We start from the raw sequence: 1,685 nt of genomic DNA on the forward strand, positions 1-1,685 counted from the left end.
TGTGACTGTCGATGCGGTAGGTGACCTCGAACCGTTCGGGGTGTTCGCGCCGGAGTTGGTGCTCGAAGTCGGCGGCGAACATCTTGACCATGGTGGACTTGCCGACGGTGGCGGGCCCGTCGACGACGATGCCGCGCCGGGCGCCGGCCGGCTGGTGAGTGTTGGTGAGCATGCGGCGTCGCATCTGGTGGTGGACGGCCTGCATGTGGGCGGTGCGGACGATCACGAGGGCGCTGTGATGCGCCAGTCGTGCCTGGTCGTACCGAGTCTTCTGCCCGGCGGCGAGCCGCAGGTACTCGGCGGTGGTGAGCGCGGCCGGTTTCCCCGGGGGGAGGGTGTGGAGGTAGGTGCGCCATTCGAGTTTGGTGCGGGGCTCGGCGAGCCCGGGGTGTTCGAAGTACTCGGGGCGCTCACCGTCGTCGGGGAAGGCGGTGGCTGACGGCACGGGTCAGCGCTCCTGGGCGGTGGGCAGGGTCCACACGGGAGCTGCCTCGATGGAGTCGAGGTCGAGGTCCTCGTCCGTGGCCTCCGTGGCCTCCGGGACCTGGGCGGTGGGCAGAGGGGTGTGTTCGGCGGTGCCCCGTCTGGTGGTTGTGGTCGGGGGCGTGGCGGGCTGGGCGGGGGTTGAGCGCTGGGCATCGCTCTGCTGGGCGCGGGCGCGGTGGTCGTCGCGGTGCCAGCGCTTGCGGGCGGTCTTGGTCCAGGTCTCGGGCGCGTCGGTGCGGTTTTGCAGTTTCCGCAGTGCTTCGGCGATCTGGGCCTGGTCGCCGGGGTCCTTGCCGCGTTGGAGGAGCAGGCGTTTGGCTTCGCGCAGGGTGATGTCGGTGAACGGCTGCAGGTCGTTGAGGGCGTGGGTCCAGCGCAGGGTGTACCAGCGGCTGTCGTGGGGGTTGTGGAAGTAGGCGTGCAGGAGGTTGCGCGGGTCGTAGCGGATGGGCCAGCGGCCGTTGGGATAGGGCGACTTGGTCTTGCGGAACTGGTAGAGGATGTCGGCGTTGTAGACGAGATGGTTCAGGTCGACCCCGTAGGGGTGGATGACGCGGCCGGGTTCCGCGATGGGCAGGAGCTCGTAGTACAGGTCGGGGTTGCGGGGGCAGTCGACGTAGCCGGCCGCGCCGAGGGCCATGGCGTAGGCCTCGTTGGGGCTGACGGACAGGTCGGGGAAGCCGTGGAGGTGGAGGCCACGGTGGTGCTGGCGCTGGTAGACGGCGACGACGTACTCGGCGAAGAATTCGGCGATCTCGGCGATGCTCCAGCGGGCCTGGTCCTCGGCGGTGCGGCCGCGGTGGGCGACGTTGAAGCTGGTGTAGCCAGCGACGTGCATGGAGAACTGTTCGCGGATGCGGCCGAAGAGCCGTTCGATCTGGGGTTTGTCGGTGGGTTTGAGTTTGCGGGCGTCCTGGATGTCGATCTTCCATGAGCGGCAGGCCCGTCGGACGACGTCGGACTGGTAGGGCTTGCCGTGGTCAAACAGGAGGGTCTCGGGGTAGATGACGGGGCGGGCGGCGGCCTCGGCGAGGCGTTCGTCGACGCTGAGCATGCGCTCGTGCGGGATGCGGAGCATCGAGTGGCGCAGGGCGTCGTCCCAGGCCGGGCGCATGGGTTCGGGGGTCATGACGTCGGCCAGCAGAAGGCCGATGTCGATGGCCTTGGTGCCCGCCGGGGTGAGGCGCCAGGCGAGGATG

The 1,685-nt window shown here is 69.3% G+C and carries 2 pseudogenes; both read right to left on the minus strand.

Annotated features, from left to right (window positions below):
* Positions 1-445, minus strand: a pseudogene (locus tag ABD323_RS40895) (TniB family NTP-binding protein); the annotation flags it as partial.
* Between the two features lie 3 nt (positions 446-448).
* Positions 449-1,685: pseudogene (locus tag ABD323_RS40900) on the minus strand (Mu transposase C-terminal domain-containing protein); the annotation flags it as partial.

Origin of the sequence: Kitasatospora nipponensis (assembly GCF_039528135.1) — a bacterium.
GTDB lineage: Bacteria > Actinomycetota > Actinomycetes > Streptomycetales > Streptomycetaceae > Kitasatospora > Kitasatospora nipponensis.